Annotated in this window: 11 protein-coding genes, 1 other RNA gene and 1 pseudogene; 10 read left to right on the top strand and 3 right to left on the bottom strand. The window is 32.1% G+C overall.

Translation table 11 applies throughout. The annotated features are described in order from the left end of the window. Positions 1-257: 257 nt before the first annotated feature. A complete protein-coding gene (locus tag KQA_RS0204205) occupies positions 258-1,436 on the top strand; it encodes an MFS transporter (RefSeq protein WP_010178416.1) in 1,179 nt (392 codons plus the stop codon). Here the strand turns inward: KQA_RS0204205 and KQA_RS0204200 are convergent. Continuing rightward, entirely contained in the window at positions 1,433-1,828 is a 396-nt protein-coding gene (locus tag KQA_RS0204200) for a DUF2452 domain-containing protein (RefSeq protein WP_010178414.1), read from the bottom strand. The two genes, KQA_RS0204205 and KQA_RS0204200, sit on opposite strands and share 4 nt — an antisense overlap. 143 nt (positions 1,829-1,971) lie before the next feature. Between KQA_RS0204200 and KQA_RS0204195 the strand changes: the two genes are divergently transcribed. Beyond that, positions 1,972-2,688: a 3-ketoacyl-ACP reductase gene (locus KQA_RS0204195; protein ID WP_010178412.1), complete on the top strand. Its 717-nt coding sequence runs from the start codon at positions 1,972-1,974 to the stop codon at positions 2,686-2,688. A gap of 94 nt (positions 2,689-2,782) precedes the next feature. Here the strand turns inward: KQA_RS0204195 and KQA_RS0204190 are convergent, their stop codons facing one another. Beyond that, the gene (locus KQA_RS0204190; RefSeq protein WP_010178410.1) at positions 2,783-5,281 is read right to left on the bottom strand and encodes a TonB-dependent receptor; all 2,499 of its coding nucleotides are present in this window, start codon (positions 5,279-5,281) and stop codon (positions 2,783-2,785) included. 17 nt (positions 5,282-5,298) lie between these two features. Next, positions 5,299-6,981: a M23 family metallopeptidase gene (locus KQA_RS0204185; protein WP_010178409.1), complete on the bottom strand. Its 1,683-nt coding sequence runs from the start codon at positions 6,979-6,981 to the stop codon at positions 5,299-5,301. A gap of 231 nt (positions 6,982-7,212) precedes the next feature. Between KQA_RS0204185 and KQA_RS0204180 the strand changes: the two genes are divergently transcribed. The 8 genes and pseudogenes from KQA_RS0204180 to KQA_RS19475 all read left to right on the top strand — a co-directional run bounded on the left by KQA_RS0204180 (position 7,213) and on the right by KQA_RS19475 (position 15,363). Beyond that, positions 7,213-7,503 carry a hypothetical protein gene (locus KQA_RS0204180; protein WP_010178408.1) on the top strand — a complete coding sequence of 97 codons (291 nt, stop codon included), beginning with the start codon at positions 7,213-7,215 and terminating at the stop codon, positions 7,501-7,503. An 8-nt stretch (positions 7,504-7,511) separates the two neighbouring features. Next, on the top strand, positions 7,512-7,811 hold the full coding sequence (locus KQA_RS0204175; protein ID WP_010178407.1) for a cell division protein ZapA: 300 nt from the start codon (positions 7,512-7,514) through the stop codon (positions 7,809-7,811). 39 nt (positions 7,812-7,850) lie between these two features. After that, a non-coding RNA gene (gene ssrS, locus KQA_RS19830) (6S RNA) lies at positions 7,851-7,959 on the top strand. A 52-nt stretch (positions 7,960-8,011) separates the two neighbouring features. Next, entirely contained in the window at positions 8,012-9,574 is a 1,563-nt protein-coding gene (rny, locus tag KQA_RS0204170) for a ribonuclease Y (RefSeq protein WP_010178406.1), read from the top strand. Positions 9,575-9,801: 227 nt separating this feature from the next. Then, the gene (locus KQA_RS19825) at positions 9,802-12,039 is read left to right on the top strand and encodes a NeuD/PglB/VioB family sugar acetyltransferase (RefSeq protein ID WP_010178405.1); all 2,238 of its coding nucleotides are present in this window, start codon (positions 9,802-9,804) and stop codon (positions 12,037-12,039) included. Between the two features lie 103 nt (positions 12,040-12,142). Beyond that, positions 12,143-12,438, top strand: a pseudogene (locus KQA_RS18490) (transposase). Positions 12,439-12,665: 227 nt separating this feature from the next. Then, a complete protein-coding gene (locus KQA_RS0204155) occupies positions 12,666-13,130 on the top strand; it encodes a hypothetical protein (RefSeq protein ID WP_010178400.1) in 465 nt (154 codons plus the stop codon). A 148-nt stretch (positions 13,131-13,278) separates the two neighbouring features. After that, positions 13,279-15,363 carry a T9SS type A sorting domain-containing protein gene (locus tag KQA_RS19475; RefSeq protein WP_010178398.1) on the top strand — a complete coding sequence of 695 codons (2,085 nt, stop codon included), beginning with the start codon at positions 13,279-13,281 and terminating at the stop codon, positions 15,361-15,363. Positions 15,364-15,481 lie beyond the last annotated feature (118 nt).

The following is a 15,481-nucleotide window of genomic DNA, read 5'->3' as shown; positions in this document are numbered from 1 at the left end:
TCGAACCTGCGACCTCCTCGTCCCAAACGAGGCGCGATGACCGGGCTACGCTACACCCCGATAATAGTTTTCTATTTCGGATTGCAAATATAGTTACTTTTTTAAGTTTAGAAGTGTTTTTTTTTAAATTTATTTTTGAAAAATAATAAAAGCTTATTACAGAATTATATTATTAAGTCCGTAAGGAATATTTTTGAATAAGACTAAAAAGTTTAGCTTATATAGTACCTTGTACTTATTATATAAAAATTTAATTTTTGAAACAACAAAGAATACTTTTTTTTATAGTTATTGCGCAGTTTATGTGTACTTCGGTATGGTTTGCTGTAAATGCTATAATGCCCGAATTAACAATAGCATATGAAATACCTAAGGATAGTGTAGGTTTTTTTACATCTGTTATTCAGTTTGGGTTCATTATTGGCACTTTAATATTTGCAATTTGGAGTATTTCTGATCGGTTTTTGGCAACAAAAGTTTTTATGTATTGTGCTATAATTTCAGCATGTAGTAATATAGGACTTTTACTAAGTTTTAATACATTTTATAGCATTACTTTATTTAGGTTTGTTACAGGAGTTTGTTTAGCGGGTATTTATCCAGTAGGGATTAAATTGGCAGCAGATCATTTTAAAAATGGATTGGGTAGGGCTTTAGGCCTACTTGTTGGTACTTTAGTATTAGGAACATCCATACCCCATTTTTTTAATTATATAGCTTTAAAGAATAGCTTGTTTGTTGTAATAGGTTTAACATCAGCCTTGTCAATAATCGGAGCATTACTGGTTGGCTTTTTAGTTCCCAATGGAGAATACAGTAAAACGGGAGCTAAGTTTCAACCCAAAGTGATGTTTCAAATGTTTAGATCAAAAGGCTTTAGAAAAGCTTCATTTGGATATTTTGGACACATGTGGGAGCTATACACCTTTTGGGCTTTTGTTCCTTTTTTTATAGGTTTATACAATAGCGTAAATCATACTAATTTGAATATAAGTCTATGGACTTTTATAATAATTGGAATTGGTTTTGTATCCTGTGTTTGGGGTGGTTTATTAACAGCTAAATATTCAAGCCAATTGGTGGCTAAAGGAAGTTTATTAGGATCGTTAATTTGTTGTTTGCTATTTCCTATAGTAGTACAAGCTCCTTCTTTTTTGTTTATTTCATTTATGCTTCTTTGGGGAATGTTTGTTATTAGTGATTCGCCACAATTATCAACTTTAGTAGCACAATCAGCACCCGTAACATACAAAGGAACTGCTATTACTTTGGTGAATTGTATAGGGTTTTCTATAACTATTGTGAGTATCCAAGTATTAAGTTATTTACAGCTTCATTACTCCGAGACTTATATTTATTGGATATTGGCAATTGGGCCAATGTTAGGATTGTTTTTTTTAAATTTAAAACACAAACCTAAAAAGATTGAATATTAAATTACTTCCCATATTTGATTTGCATTTAAGCGGAAACTTTTAATAAAATTAAATTTACATTCTTGAGGCGAAAGTAACGAAAGAAATGTACTTTCATCTTCTTTTTTATAAAGGTGATAGATTTTTCCAACAGTGGGTTCAAAACTAAATTTTGCTTCGTAAATGAGTGTATTGTACTCATATTGTTGCATTAATTTTTGGTATTCTTCTTGAATTTCTTTGAATTTAGCACCTAATTGATGGTTTACCTTATTAATGGTGTTATTTTTCCAATGAGTGATATCTGTAATTTCAATTTTAGGAGCGCCTACATTGGTGGCATAAGGTGTAATTTTTGCATTGTAGGCTTGTAATTCATTATCAAAAACAACTTGATCAGGTTTTTTTGGCATAATTTATTTTTTACAAAATTACGTAAGCTTTAAGGATCAAGTGTTAAAATGTGTTAATATTTACAGCCTTTATTGAGCTGAAATTAGTTTTATACACTGACAGTTATTAAAATTTATATTTAAAAGTCAAACTCGATAAGACAATGGAAAATTTAAAAAATAAGAAAGCAATAATAACAGGTGGAAGTAGGGGCTTAGGTAAAGCTACTGCATTAGCACTGGCTAAGGAAGGTATGGATGTTGCCATAACTGGTCGTAATGAAAATAAATTGCAAGAGGTAGTTAAAGAATTGAAGCAACTAGGAGTACAAGCAATTTATGCTGTTTTTGATGTAGGTAATTATAATGAGGTACAAGTAGGGATAAAGCAAATAATTACTGAATTTGGAGAGGTAGATATTCTAGTAAATAATGCTGGTATAGCTGCTTTTGGTTCGGTAATGGAAATGGAAGTGTCCGAATGGACAAGTATTATACAAACCAATCTACTAGGTATGTATTTTGTAACTAAAGAGGTGTTGCCATTTTTGATTGATAAAAATGAAGGAGATATAATAAATATTTCATCAACAGCAGGCCTGTCGGGAAATGCTAGCATTTCGGCTTATGCTGCATCTAAATTTGGAGTGATAGGCTTTTCGGATTCATTAATGAAAGAAGTTAGAAAAAATAACATTCGAGTTTGTACATTAACGCCAAGTACAATTGCTTCAGATATGGCTTTTGAGTTAGGAATAACGGATGGTAATCCAGATAAAGTATTGCAACCAGATGATTTTGCTGAATTAATTGTAGCAGGTTTAAAGCTACCAAGACGAGCAATGTTAAAAGGGGCTTCTTTATGGTCCACAAATCCTTAAAAGAAGAATAATAGAACGTACAGTTGAATAATTAATGGTAAAATAAGCTTTTGTTTTGGCCTATTATATCATTAATTATTCAAAGTATTATTAGTTACAGACTCATTCTTAATTTAACATTGAGTAAACGAGGTGTTAAAAAGTTAGGAACAGCAAACTCTCTTAAACTATTTGCGTCTCGTACAAAAGTATTAGTAATGGAGTTTTGAAGGTTAAATAAGTTAAATACTTCAATACCTATTTCAAAAGTTTCAAAATTATTTAAAAAACGCAGTGTTTTTGCTTTTTTCTTTTCTCCATCAACAATAACATAGGATGTCCCTACGTCTACCCGACGATAGTCATTTAAGCGTGATTGAAATTTATAAGGATCAGCAGAACTAGGAGATCCTCCTGGTAGTCCAGTTTGATATACTAAATTTAAATACATTTTTAAATTGGGAATGCTTTTAACATAATCTTGAAAAAGTACTCCAAATTTTAAACGCTGATCAGTTGGACGAGCAATATATCCTCGGTTGTCTAGATTTTCTTCCGTACGTAAATAGCCAAAACTAAACCATGATTCTGTTCCTGGGACAAACTCTCCATTAATTCGTAAATCTAAACCTTGAGCAAAAGCTTCAGCATTATTATTTGCCCGATAACGTATACGTACATTTTCCAAAGTATAGGTGTTTACATCGGAAAGTTTTTTGTAATACACTTCGGAAGTAAGTTTAAATGCACGATCCCACATTTTAAAGCTATAATCATTACTTAATGAAATATGAAATGATTGTTGAGCCTTTACATTAGGGACTACGGTACCTAAACTATCACGCAATTCTCTATAAAACGGGGGCTGGTGATACAAACCAGTTGATAAACGGAATAACATATCCTTTTTCCAATTCGGTTTAATGGTAAATTGCGCTCTAGGGCTTACTGTAATTTGTCTTTTGCTTATTGCCTTACCGGCACTATTAGTTATTTGCCATTGTTGGGAACGTATACCAGCGTTTAACCATGCTTTGTGGTCATTGATGAATATTTTTTTACTCCACTGTGCATAATTTGATAGTCTATGAATACTTATTTCATTTTTGGCTCGAACGTTACTAAAAGGTATGATACGTCTGTCATTACGATTGTCTCTTGGATCTCCATCTAAAGGGTCTTCGGGAGTAGGATCTACAATTTGTTCTTTAAAAGGAGAAGCTACAAAAAAGCCAGAGTTATCCACAAATTCATATTCACGAACACGATCCCGCACATTTTCATTAGTATATTTTAAACCCCAATCAAACTGATTGTCATTTTTAGTGTAAGTACCTCGGTGTTCAATATTAAAAATTAAGGCGTCTAAATCATTACGGGCATGTGATATTTGAGCTCCAATACCTTCAATTGATTCGATTTCTCCAAAGGAATCACTTCCAATGGCTGCATTTACTTTTCCAACCCGATATTGTGCTAAAAAATCAAAATACTCCTGCTCTTGGGTATGATAGCCCGAAGCAATTAAACGTAAGCTTAAGTCTTTATTAGGTTTATATGTTCCTTTAAAAGCACCAAATAACGTTTGGTATCGATCATTTTCCTGTCCGTCATAAACAACTGTAAGTGCTCGGGGACTATCTAGAGTACCAAAATTGGTTCTTCTGCTAATTGGCTCTAAATCATATAAATTGATGGCAACGTTTCCTAAAAAGCTTAGTGCAAATTTGGAAGAGAAGTTATGCGTTATATATGTTTGAATATCGCCAAAGCGCGGACGGAAATTACTATTAGTATCTCGAGCATCAACCAGAAGGCTATTATCACGGTAACGCAAACCAAGCATAGCAGTCGTATTAGCGTCTTTAGAAATACCTTGTAAGGCAAGGCTACCTCCTAATAAACTCAATTCGGCACGTGCTCCTAATTTTTTTGGAGTTTTATAAGTTACATCAAGCACAGAGGATAATTTATCACCATATTTTGCTTGAAACCCACCAGCAGAAAAATCGACATTGCTTACCAAATCAGTATTAACAAAACTTAAACCTTCTTGTTGTCCCGAGCGAATTAAAAAAGGACGATATACTTCAATTTCATTTACATAGACTAAATTTTCATCAAAATTCCCACCACGTACATTGTATTGAGTACTTAGTTCATTATTATTACTAACTCCAGGTAGAGTTTTAAGTAAACCTTCGACACCAGCATTGGCAGATGGCGTATTACGAATGGTTTTTGGATCTAGATTAACAATACCTTCCACATCTTTTCGGCTGGTACCAGTAATTACAACTTCAGAAATTTGTTCTACATCTGTTTTTAAAACAGGGTTAAACTCATATTGCTGATTTGGTTTTAGTAAAACTTGGAATGATACTTTTTTTAATCCCGTGTAATTTATAGTAATGGTTACTTGTTTATTAGCAGGGATAGCTAATAAGTATACACCATTAGCATCGGTTTGTGTTCCTGTATTTGTATCCGATACAACCTCGGCTCCATTTATTGGATTATTAAATTCATCTAGAACAATACCTTTTACTTCAGCTGTTTGTGCGTATATGCTTAATGTAAATAGGCTTAAAATTAAAAAAAGAGTAGTTTTCAAATTAGTTAGTTTGTCTGTTATTTCCTGTAAAATACAGCTTCAAAAATAGTATTATTTCCCACATTATCTTCAACATAGACCTTTAAGTTGTTTTCACCTTGAGTGCTAATACCATCTTCAAAGTTATAAACAAGTAAATTTGTTTTATAATCGTATTCCATTAACGCAAAATTACCATTAATAGTTGCCTTGTAATTTTTTATTCCAGTTTGTAGGTCTTCAATCCACACTTTAAGCGTTTTATTATTGGATATCCATTTTTTATTACTAAAGTTTATAGGTTTTATTTTTGGTGCTATGCTATCGGTAAATACACCAAATTTACCAAAGCTACGAGTTCTGGCCGTAATTCGATTTTTTACTTTATTGGCACCAACATATTTAGGTTTTTTTTCATCGGTATAGGTCCCTACATAACACTGATTAGGAAGTATTTGATTTTTCAACGAAAACGAAAGATGCATGTATTTATGCAAGGGAACCGAATCATCATGTATTTGGATTTTATTGTTTGGTAAATCGGTAATTTGTATAGGAACAGATTCATAAACAGCTTTTTTAGGTATTGTAAATGAGACATAATCATTTTTGTATGAAAAAGATTCTTCAGGTAAGGCAAAATAAGGGGAACTTATAGAAATATTATTTCTTGAGGAAGGTAGAGCTTCTCCAGTAATGGGAATAAAAATAGATTTTGTGTTTCCTTTTATATCAGAAATACTAAGATCTACTGTATATGAGAGTTCATTAGTTACCGAAATATATCCATTACCATAATTGTTGTTATAAATACTTAATGGGTTGTTATTTTCTATAAAAAGCTTGGTAATCCTACTTTTATTTTCAGACCAATAGCTGTAATCTAGTAACCTATTGATATAACGTGTTTCCGAAAAAGAAAAACGTTTCATAATGAGCTCAAAATTAGGAGTACCATTTAATTTAGTATGAATTTTATAAACGCCATTTTTGTTTGGAGCAGCATTCTGTCTGTCGTAAGTGCTCACACCAATACCAATTTCACCACAGGCTTTTACAGGAGTGGTAGTTAGTGTACCGTTTTTATGGGTATTAATTTTTAAACGATAAGGCTGGTACTGTCCATTAATATGAGAATCTTGTGTTAGTGGATATAACCATACACTGTTTACTAGAGGTTTTTTTGTGTCCGGAATATCAATACCAAACAGCATAGGGTTCATAGGTCTTGATTGGGCATCCCTAATTTCAAAATGTAAGTGAGGACCACCACTACCACCACTATTTCCAGTGTAAGCTATAATTTCATCTTTTAATACAGGAAGTTCACTAGCTTTTGGATACAATTCAATGCTATAAGATTCTTTAGCATATTGCTTTTTCTTGACATAAGCTTCTATCTTTGGAGCAAACTTTTCAAGGTGTGCATAAACTGTTGTGTATCCATTGGGGTGTTTAATATAAATGGCTTTACCGTAGCCTCCTTCAGATATTTTGATACGGCTTACATGGCCTTGGGCTACGGAATGTGTATTAATACCTTTTTTTCCTTGAGTTTTTATATCCAGACCCGAATGAAAATGATTACTTCGTAACTCTCCAAATGTGCCCGATAATACAAGTGGGATTTTTAAAGGGCTAGTAAAATAGTTTTCAGGAATTTGACTCCAACTATTTTTCGTTATTAGAAAAGAAAAGAAAAGTAATAAGAAATATTTCATAAAATAAGTGTGCTTTTTTCGTTACTATCTGATTACGTAGTATTTAATATAAAGATTATTATGGGTTAAAACTCAATAATAATTCCAAATAATTTTGATAGCAAAAAAAATACCAAAACGAAACTATAGAAATTATTATGGATTAAGAAAAGATTTAATAAAAACTTAATTTGAACTTGCAAGATAGCTAGGGTATGTTAACTTTGTAAGTATTAGTAACGCATTTTGTGTATGAATGAGCGTTTTGAACAATTGATTGATTCTCTTGAAGGTAGATTAAAGGTATTGCTTAATAAGTATACCGTCCTTGAAGAAAAGAATCAAACGTTACAGTTAGCTTTAGAGCAAAGGGAAGCAGATAATGAAGGGTTGAAGCAAAAATTAACTGAATTGAAGCATCAAAATGATTTGCTTAAAAATGCAAATGCTTTACTTGGTAGTGACGAATATAAAAGAGAGACTAAGCTTAAAATAAATGCACTAGTTAAGGAGATTGACCAGTGTATAGCACAACTTTCGTAATTTTGTATATGGCTGAAAGACTAAAAATAAAATTGTCAATTGCAGATAGGGTGTACCCGATGACTGCTATGCCAGAAGAGGAAGAAGGATTGAGGATTGCTGCAAAAAAAATTAATCAATTAATTAAGCAATTTGAGCAAAATTACGCGGTAAGGGATAAGCAAGATGTATTGGCAATGTGTGCCTTGCAGTTTGCATCTCAAACTGAGCAAAAGTCGATTAATAAAGAAAAGGATATTATAACATCAACAAATAGATTAGAAAATTTAATTGATCAAGTTGATGTTGTACTATCAAAACGTTCATAAAAAACAAAGTTACTGCCTGTATTAGTACTTTTTTGATAAACTCAACAAGAATTTATTTGAAAAGGGTGAGTTTTGTGTTGTAAGAGCGTGCCATCTAGAATGGATTATCGAGCAGCCAGTTAGCCCTAAACCTGTTTTTACAGAGTTTATACAAAACCAAACTAATGCAGGCTTTTTTTATATATACATTTAACTAAACTATGGATTTAATTATACTCGTACCTGCACTGGTTGTAGGCGTTGTACTAGGATTTGTGATTTCTAAAATTCTAGAAAAAAAGAAAGGAGCAGGCAAAATAGCTGAGGCGGAAAAGACTGTAAAGTCAATGCTTAAAGAGGCTAAAATAGAAGCTGAATCCTTGAAAAAGGATAAAATTTTACAAGCTAAAGAGAAATTTATTGAGCTTAAGGCAGAACATGAAAAGGTGATTTTATCGAGAGATAAAAAAATGGCAGAATCTGAAAAGAGAACAAGAGATAAAGAATCACAAGTTTCAAGTGAACTTTCCAAAAACAAAAAGTTAAACCAATCTTTAGAGTCAAAGTTAAAAAGTAACAATGAGTTAAAAGAAAAGCTTACAGATAAGGAAGAAAAATTAGCAAATATTTTAGATAAGAAAGTAAAGGAATTAGAAACAATTTCAAACCTTTCGGCAGATGAAGCTAAAGAACAATTAGTGGAATCATTAAAAGATAAGGCAAAAACAGATGCCATGTCTTTTATCCAAGATACAATTGAAGAAGCTAAGCTTACTGCACAGCAGGAAGCAAAAAAAGTTGTGATTAATACGATTCAACGTATAGGTACAGAGGAAGCTGTTGAAAATTGTGTTTCTGTATTTAATATTGAAAATGATGATGTTAAAGGTCGTATTATAGGTAGGGAAGGACGTAACATTAGGGCAATAGAAGCAGCTACAGGGGTGGAAATTATTGTTGATGATACTCCCGAAGCTATTATTTTATCTTGTTTTGATTCTGTTCGAAGAGAAGTAGCACGTTTATCACTTCACAAACTAGTAACGGATGGGCGTATTCATCCAGCTCGAATTGAAGAAGTAGTTAGAAAAACACGTAAGCAAATTGACGAAGAAATAGCAGAAGTGGGTAAGCGTACAGTTATTGATTTAGGAATTCATGGTTTACACCCTGAATTAATTAAAACAGTTGGGCGAATGAAATATCGCTCTTCATACGGTCAAAATTTATTACAGCATTCGCGTGAAGTTGCTAAGCTGTGTGGAGTGATGGCATCGGAATTAGGTTTGAACCCCAAATTAGCCAAAAGAGCAGGATTATTACATGATATAGGTAAAGTGCCAGAAACGGAGACAGAGGTGCCTCACGCAATTTTAGGGATGCAATGGGCTGAAAAATATGGCGAAAAACCAGAGGTGTGTAATGCAATAGGTGCGCACCATGATGAAGTAGAAATGACATCATTATTGTCACCAATTATTCAGGTGTGTGATGCCATTAGTGGTGCCAGACCAGGGGCTAGACGTCAAGTATTGGATTCTTACATTCAACGTTTAAAAGATTTAGAAGCTATAGCATTTGGATTCCAAGGAGTAAAGAAAGCTTATGCTATTCAAGCGGGACGTGAATTACGCGTTATAGTTGAAAGTGAGAAAGTAAGTGATGAAAAAGCAGCGGCATTATCTTTTGAAATTTCTCAGAAAATTCAAACGGATATGACTTATCCAGGCCAAGTTAAAATTACAGTAATTAGGGAAACAAGAGCTGTTAATATTGCGAAATAAATAGTTTTATATCATATAAAATTGATATTTATTTAAAAATGAAAAGATCATCTACAAATTTAGTAGATGATCTTTTTTTTGTAAGTATAGTGTAAATAAAAACTTACATATTGTTGATTATTAGCGCTTTTTATTATTGTAAAATGTTAATTGTTATATATTTACTTACTTAAATTCCTACATTTCATTCGTAATTTGCAGTAGTTTTAAAGAAAATAACTGATTAAATGGTAAATAAAAAAGATAGAAAAGCATCATTTATTAGGCTTTACGGAGCTGGTGGTCATTCACAAGTAATTAAAGAAACACTAAATTTAACAGGGGTTGACGTTGAAAGTTATTACGATGATTATTCAGCAAGAAAACATTTTAAAGTCCCTGTTATAAACAAAGGAGTTCGTAATGATTTTGAAGGATTTGCTCATAAAGGAAATCCTTTTATTATTTGTATTGGAAATAATAAGGAGAGAGCAGAAATAGCATCATTAATCAATAATAAGTACAGTAAAGCAATACATCCAACAGCAATAGTATCTGAAAATTCTTTAATAGGTGAAGGGACAGTGGTGTTTGCGGGAGCAATTATTCAGCCGAATACAAAAGTAGGAAAGCATGTGATTATTAATACTGGGGCAAGTATTGATCATGACAATATAATTGGCGATTATGCACATATTTCTCCGCAAGCAGCATTATGCGGACATGTCGAAATAGGAGAGGGCACCCATATTGGAGTGAGTGCATGTGTAATTCCTAAAGTGAAAATAGGAAAATGGTGTACCATTGGTGCAGGAGCAGTTATAATTAATGACATTCCTGATTATTCAACGGTTGTAGGTAATCCAGGACGGATCATTAAGCGTAATTTTCCAGTAATAAAAAATAAAATTAATGATTTAGTTTTTGTAGGATCTGGGATTTCTTCTTCTTTTACACTTTTAGAATTATTAGAAAAATTTGATAAATCAAAAATAGATAAGACATTAAATATTACTATAGTTGAAAAGGCTAAAGAATTTTACACGGGGATACCATATGGATATAGATCTTCTGATTCTACATTACTAATAAAGCCACTTAGTAAATTTTTACCGATTGATGAGTTAAAAAAATTCACAGACTGGCTGTCAATTAATAAATCATGGCTTTTATCAGAAACCCTTTTTTGTGGAGGAGAATTAATAAAAAAATGGTACGTCGAGAATGAAAAAGCCATTAGGGCTAATATATGGAATGATTTATTTATACCTAGAAGTTTTTTTGGGAAGTATATTACATCAATGATTACTAGCAAAATTAATTATTTGACGAACAAAGGGAGTCTATCTGTTGATTTTATAAACGATGAGGTGCAAAACATTGAAAATAAGAATGATACATATCTTATTTCATTTAAGCAAAAAAAAGAAAAGCTTGTAACAAAAAAAGTAGTCCTGGGAGTTGGTTCAGTGCCTAATCGAAGATTGTTTGCTACTTCTATACTAGAAAAAGTATGTGATTATGCTTTACTAGTTGAGGATCCTTATAATTCAAGCATAAGTAATACTCTAAATCGGATTAAAGATTTTATAGGAAATAAAAAAGTAAATATTCTTATTTTAGGAACTAATGCTAGTGCTATAGAATTAGTTTATAAGTTAAATGATTATTCGGGAATAGGGTCAAGAATAAATCATTTTTATACACTTTCACCACAGAAAAAATTACCTGATTTTTATGTGGATTATGATGATACTATAAAATTTATTCCAATTCATCTTATAAATTTACTTAATTCTGATACAGTTGTAAAAGCTTTTAAAATAGCGGAAGCTTGTAAAAATGACCTTGACTTTGCTGAAGAAAATAATATAAGTGCGATTTATTCTATACAACCAATTTCATTAATACTTCATGATTTACTAAAAAAGTTAAACCACGAAGAAAAAGAGCAGTTTGCTTCATTTTATGGAAATGAAATAGGGAAAAGACAAAGAGAAGCAGGGGAGCATTATTCTCAGGTTGTTCTAGATTTAGAAAAAGAAAAGAGAATAACCTATATGGCGGGGAAATTTTCAGGGATAAATATTAATGAGACTAAAATGGAAGTAATGTATATTTCAAAAGAAAATATAACGACTTCTATAAATGATTCCATAGATATTATAATTAATTGTACCGGAGGGTGTGATATTAAACATGAACAAAATGAAAATACCCTTTTAATAAATTTGATGAGTAATGGAATTTGTAAATTAAACAAATCAAACAGAGGTTTTTGTGTTGATAATAATATGAAAGCATCTAAATCATTTTATATAAATGGCCCTTTATTAAGTGGTAATGTAATTGATAATAAAGCTATTTGGCATGTGGAACATGGAGGTAGGATAGCTACTTTTTCTAAAAAATTAGCCGAAATATTATTTAAAGATTTATTTGTTGAACAAGCAAATCTAAAAGAAAAAAAGCTTGTAGATATTTAGGTTTATTTATAAAGTGAAATATTCAATGATAGATTAATTTTATTCGCTATCAGGTTTAATACCTCGAGGCTTGCCTCGTTAATTATTACTATTTTGTGACTCGATGTCCCAAAATAGTAAATATATCCATAAGAGTCATAATGTTACAGTTTTGCTGTATCATTTGGTGAGTAGTGCTAAATATAGAAGAGTAGTATTTTGATAGCACGGGAAGTTTTTCGACGTTGCCCAGAGGTGAAAAAACAATTATGGGGAGGCGAATTTTGGGGCAAGGGGTATTTTGTTAATACAGTTGGTCAACATGGCACAGAACAGATGATTGCAAAATATGTCAAAAATCAAGGGATTGAAGAAGAGTATAAGGTTTTGAAAAAAGATAATCAGCTAAAATTATTTTAATGCCTCGTGGGCTTGCTCCGAGGATTATTTACTGACCATTGTTTGATAAATAGAGTTCTGCCCTTTTATAGATAAATTAAATAAAATCTATTCTAAGTAACTTATTATTAGTATAATCAAGTTTTTGTCTTGTTTTTAATATCAATTATGTTAATTGTTTAATAATTAATATCGATAAGATGATATTTTAACTGTAAATTTATGTTTTAACTTAAAAAATATGGATTATGGAGGAGGTTTTTTTAACGATAGACAAAAGTGTTGAAGATATTCATGAGAGTATTAAAGGCTGGTTAACCAAGTTAGAGTTTATTAATTATGAGATAAATTTTATAAGGAATGATTTATTGAATTCTATTTCATTTGACCCTTATACAGAAGATCTGTTTAATACACATGCCTTTCTAGAAAATAAGATGGGAGATTTAAAAGTAAAATCTGAAATTTTAATAGAAGAAATAAAGGCACATGATAATAAAATTGGAGGGATTTTGGAATGTGTAGGTACTGAATGTGTAGGTACTGAATGTGATATAATTTATAGGGATAGTCATCAGGTTTTAAGGGAGCAATATGAGGTGTTTGAAGCTTACTACATGAAATCAAAAAAAGAATTAATAAGTTATGCTTTAAAAATATTGAAGTACAAAAAAAATAGTTTTTTAATACGTTTTAAAAAAAGCATCAAATAAATTTTGATGCTTTTTTTGTTAATAATTGTTAATTGTAATTTATTTAACACATTAATTTTAATAATGTTAGGTAGCTAACATGTGAAGGCTTTATTTGATTATAATTTTGCGGCAAGATGAAAATTTTGTTTAATTAAATTGTATAATCATGAAACGTTTTTTACACAAACAAAAACTAATTGTATTATTTTTTATTGCTTTTTTGGGAGGAATATTGGTAACTAATGCGAATGTAATTCCGAGATTTACAAACGTAAATACAGAAACGAACCAAGTAACCATAACAAATTTTGGTAACCAAGCCGTTGATTTGAATAATTATTGGCTTTGCTTGGGACCGGGGACTTATAAAAAAATAGGAGATTTAACACCTATAAGTGGGTTAATTAATTTACCAGCGACACAAAGTATAGTATTGCCATATGTAATGCCAGTTGAGGGAAGCGGTTTGTCTCTTTATAACTCGCCTAGTTTCACCACAGCATCTGCTGTTGTTGATTTCGTACAATGGAAAGTTGGCGGAAATATCAGAGAAAGTTTGGCGATAACTCAAGGTCTTTGGGAAAAAGGAGATTTCATTATGGGAGAAGGTCCATATATGTATATTTCGGACGGTTCAGAAAATGGAGTCGATCAATGGCAAGTATCTGTAGATGGAGGAACAATAACTGGAGGTCCATTTGAGTTTATTGTGGATGGTGAAGCCGATAACATAGGCGCCGATGATATTGTTTTGGAAGGTGCAGTAGGGTCAGAAATGGTTTGGGTAATTACTGACGAAGATTTAAACATATTAGGTACTCCTCCAAGTTTTACCATTCCAGATTTTGATGCGGCGGGAGTAGGTGTTTGTTTGGTATGGCATTTAAGTCATGATGGTTCATTAACCGGAGCTGAAGTAGGAAAAAACGCTGCAGATTTAGGGGGTAATTATGATTTATCAAATTCTATAAAAGTAACCAGGTCAGCATCTGTGGACGGAGGAACAATTACTGGAGGCCCATTTGAGTTTATTGTTGATGGTGAAGCAGATAACATAGGCGCCGATGATATTGTTTTAGAAGGTGCTGTAGGTACAGAAATGGTTTGGGTAATTACTGACGAAGATTTAAACATATTAGGTACTCCTCCAAGTTTTACCATTCCAGATTTTGATGCCGCTGGAGTAGGAGTTTGTTTGGTATGGCATTTAAGTCATGACGGTACATTAACCGGAGCTGAAGTAGGAAAAAACGCTGCAGATTTAGGGGGTAATTATGATTTATCAAATTCTATAAAAGTGACCAGATCCGCATCTGTAGATGGTGGAACAATTACTGGAGGTCCCTTTGAATTTATTGTTGATGGTGAAGCTGATAACATAGGCGCCGATGATATAGTTTTAGAAGGTGCTGTAGGATCAGAAATGGTTTGGGTAATTACCGACGAAGATTTAAACATATTAGGTACTCCTCCAAGTTTTACCATTCCAGATTTTGATGCCGCTGGAGTAGGAGTTTGTTTGGTATGGCATTTAAGTCATGACGGTACATTAACCGGAGCTGAAGTAGGAAAAAACGCTGCAGATTTAGGCGGTAATTATGATTTATCAAATTCTATAAAAGTGACCAGATCAGCATCCGTGGACGGAGGAACAATAACTGGAGGTCCATTTACTTTTTGTGTGGACGGCGAAGCCGATAATATAGGCGCCGATGATATAGTTTTAGAAGGTGCTGTAGGATCAGAAATGGTTTGGGTAATTACCGACGAAGATTTAAACATATTAGGTACTCCTCCAAGTTTTACCATTCCAGATTTTGATGCCGCTGGAGTAGGAGTTTGTTTGGTATGGCATTTAAGTCATGACGGTTCATTAACTGGAGCTGAAGTAGGAAAAAACGCTGCAGACTTAGGGGGTAATTATAATTTATCAAATTCAATAAAAGTCACTAGAGTAGCACAAGAGGATTGTGACGCTTTATCGCTTAATGATTTTGATAAAGAATTATCAGTGGCAATTTTTCCAATCCCAGCGGATGATATATTAAATATAACTACAAAAGATACATCTGGTAATTTGGAAATTAAAATTTTTAATCTGCTAGGGGAAGAAGTTACCGAGGATATAAAAGTAATTGAAAATGATCAAATACGTATAAATGTGCAAAATTTACCACCATCGATATACATAATAAATATTGAAGATACAGGTGAGGGAAAACAAACGTATGAACAAATCGTAATTGAATAATTTCAGATTAAATAATTTTAGTATTTAGACTTTATAAGTTTCTTTGGGATTGTTAATTTTAAAATATTTAATAACAGTAAAAAACCATCTATTTAATAGATGGTTTTTTACTGTTATT

The organism is Aquimarina agarilytica ZC1 (assembly GCF_000255455.1).
GTDB lineage: Bacteria > Bacteroidota > Bacteroidia > Flavobacteriales > Flavobacteriaceae > Aquimarina > Aquimarina agarilytica.
Note: the sequence above shows the minus strand (reverse complement) of the source record. Positions and strands in the feature narration are given on the sequence as shown.